This is a genomic window from uncultured Fretibacterium sp. (genome assembly GCF_938040765.1).
Lineage (GTDB): Bacteria > Synergistota > Synergistia > Synergistales > Aminobacteriaceae > CAJPSE01.
On sequence record NZ_CALIAA010000230.1, the window covers coordinates 1 to 2,750 of the forward strand.

At 59.6% G+C, this 2,750-nt stretch carries 2 protein-coding genes; both read left to right on the forward strand.

Features of this window, described 5'->3' with window-relative positions:
- The first annotated feature begins 311 nt into the window (after positions 1-311).
- On the forward strand, positions 312-698 hold the full coding sequence (locus Q0176_RS07855; protein ID WP_299301166.1) for a hypothetical protein: 387 nt from the start codon (positions 312-314) through the stop codon (positions 696-698).
- Positions 699-1,424: 726 nt separating this feature from the next.
- Positions 1,425-2,543, forward strand: a complete 1,119-nt coding sequence (locus Q0176_RS07860; RefSeq protein WP_299301169.1) for a slipin family protein — start codon at positions 1,425-1,427, stop codon at positions 2,541-2,543.
- The last annotated feature ends 207 nt before the right edge of the window (positions 2,544-2,750 follow it).

Sequence of the window (2,750 nt, forward strand, 5' to 3'; positions counted from 1 at the left end):
CCATCCACCGGCCGTCTGTTTCAAAAAAACCGGAACGCGGCCCTGATGTGCCGCCCTGGGCCGTCTCACCGATGCTCTCTCCGCAGCATTCACGCACAATAGAGCGATAGGACGAACCGCGACGAATCAGGACTTTGTCTTTGTACGGTTCGGGGGACAGGCACGGGCCAATACGATTCTCGGTCCGGAGTCGGTGGAGGTCGACAATGAGGTTTTGGACCACTGGGAGGAAAAGCGAGAAAGAACCGTTTTTTTCAGATCATCGACAGTCTATCCTCAGCAGACCGTGCGGAAGCAGGCAGACTGCCTCGATGGCCGATCTGATCATCTTCGAGGAACGCCGCGAGAGGGAGGAGAAACGCCGCAGGAGAGTCCGTTTCCTTGGCGCTTTGTGCGGCTCTCTTTTACTGCCGTTTTTAAGCGGCAGCGGAATATACTTCCTGCTCGGACTTATTTTGATTCCGGCCGTCTACTTTGCATGCGCGTTTGTGGAGCGCTACGCCATCTTCTCCCCGCGGGGCGTGGATGGACTCTTCTTTGCTTTGCCCTGCCTGTTTTGGTTCGTATATCACCTTGCCGTATCCTTCGAGGGGTACCAAGGCGAACTGCCGTTCCTTATCGTGATAAAAATCATTGGATGCAGGATCGTTTTTTACATCATCATCTATATCATGGAATTGTGGACACGGGTGGACTGAGTGTCAAGCACATGAAGAAATGCCCCAGGGGCGACACGAAGGTGACCCACCCCTCAAGATATGCTCCTATTGCAATGGCGGACCTTAGTCAAGCAGGAGGGCAGTCGAAGCGAAAGGATCGTCAACTCAAGGCGGCCCTGCCCAGTGTTTTTTGCCTGCGATTTTGAGAACAGGCAAATTATAAATCCAAGGCGAATGAACTTTTTGCTCCAATCCGCTATACTATACTTGGCGCGTCGGGGGACCTCAGAAAAGTCCGGCGGCGCCCTTGGGCCCTGCCTCTGGGCGTTCCGCTGAACCGTGCGCAAAGGCATCCTGATGCTGCGGGTTCGAATCCCGCTCCGACCGAGGGGTCGGGTAGCTCAAAGGCAGAGCGCAGGACCGAGGTTGCGGGTTCGAATCCCGCACTGGCCGAGAGGCCGGGAAGCTCAATGGCTGAGTGCGCAGCAAAAGAACTCGGAAGTTGAAACGATGAGATACGGCAGTTTGCCGGTTCGGCCGAAGTTTTCTGCCGAACGCCCCTGAAGCCGTCTCGAGGCATCCGAGACCCCGTCCGGGACCTACCGCGGCCCAGGCCTCCCCGATGGGGACGGCTCCGGCCCGGCGTGTCCCGGACGGAACGGAGCCCCACGGGGACAGGGTGGCGACGCCGTATTTCATCTTTTTAAGGAAGCATCGATCAAACCAAAAGCTACGTCCCTGTAGGACTTTCAAGGAGGCAAAACGATGAAGATCACGGTCGGTGAAAACGAGCGTGCGTTCCTCTTCCGAAACGGTCGCTTCGTGAGGATGCTGGGGACGGGCAAACACTGGCTGTTTCGCTTTCTTGGGGATGAAGTCCGTCGGCTCGGCGTGAACGACGAGCCCCTGAACGCCGACATCCCGCTGCAGGTCTACCTTCGGGACGAGAACTTCGTGCGGGAGGTGGAGATGGTGCGTGTCCCGGACGGGCACGTCGCCCTGCATTTCGTGGACGAACGCTTTGCGGGCGTGCTGGAGCCGGGGGAACACGCCTATTGGAAGGTATTCCGAAGCCACGAGTTCAGGCTCGTAGCCATGGAGGACGAGGTCGCCGTTCTGCCTCTACCGGTCCAGGAGGCCATCCCGGACTCCCTGTGCACCCGGCTGGAGGTTCAGTCCCATGAAGTCGCCCTGCTGTACGTGGACGGACGTTTTGAGCGTCTGCTGGAGCCGGGGCGGTACTTCTTCTGGAAGAACGGCCGCGACATCGCCTGGACATCCTGCGACCTGCGCGTCCGCCAGGTGGACGTCGCAGGACAGGAGATTCTTACCTTGGACAAGGTATCCCTTCGCATCAACTTCGTCTGCAAGTACCGGGTGCTGGACCCCGTGCGTCTGTATCGGGAACAGGAGGACCCGGAGCGCCAGCTCTACGCAGCCCTTCAGCTCGCCCTGCGCGAGGTGGTGGGGCACTTGAGGTTCGACGAGCTCCTGGAGCGCAGGCACGATCTCGGCTCCCTGGTCTTAAAGGCCCTGCCCAACGACGGGGCCGTGGAGTTCGTCTCGGCGGGGCTCCGGGATATCATCCTGCCCGGCGAGGTCCGGGAGATCATGAACACGGTGTTGGTCGCGGAGAAAAAGGCCCAGGCCAGCATCATTACCCGGCGCGAGGAGGTGGCCTCCACCCGCAGCCTGCTGAACACCGCAAAGCTCATGGAGGAGAACGCCACGCTCTTTAAGCTGAAGGAGCTGGAGTACCTGGAGCGCATCTGCGAGAAGGTGGGATCCATCTCGCTCGACAACGCTTCCGGGCTCCTGGAACAGCTGAGGACCCTGACCGCCCTCGGCGGAGCCCGGTCCGAAGGAGTGCAAAACGGCCAATAGCCGCCTCTTTTACCTCACGTAAGGAAGCTCCGATCGTAAAAGCCGGGGGACGAGGTCCCCCGGCCGTCATCAATCCGCATCAATCCGCTTTCTTTGTCGGTATCTTCAGGGCCCCCAGGTCCCCGACCTCCTCGAAGAGCGCATTGCAGCGTCTCAGCAGGGCCAGTCGATTGGCCCGCACCCTCTCGTCGGGGTCCATAACCATGA

What these genes read in the sequence shown, in the direction of transcription:
- Q0176_RS07855 (WP_299301166.1), top strand. Translation starts at nt 312, where the DNA reads ATGGCCGATCTGATCATCTTCGAGGAACGCCGCGAGAGGGAGGAGAAA.
- Q0176_RS07860 (WP_299301169.1), top strand. Translation starts at nt 1,425, where the DNA reads ATGAAGATCACGGTCGGTGAAAACGAGCGTGCGTTCCTCTTCCGAAAC.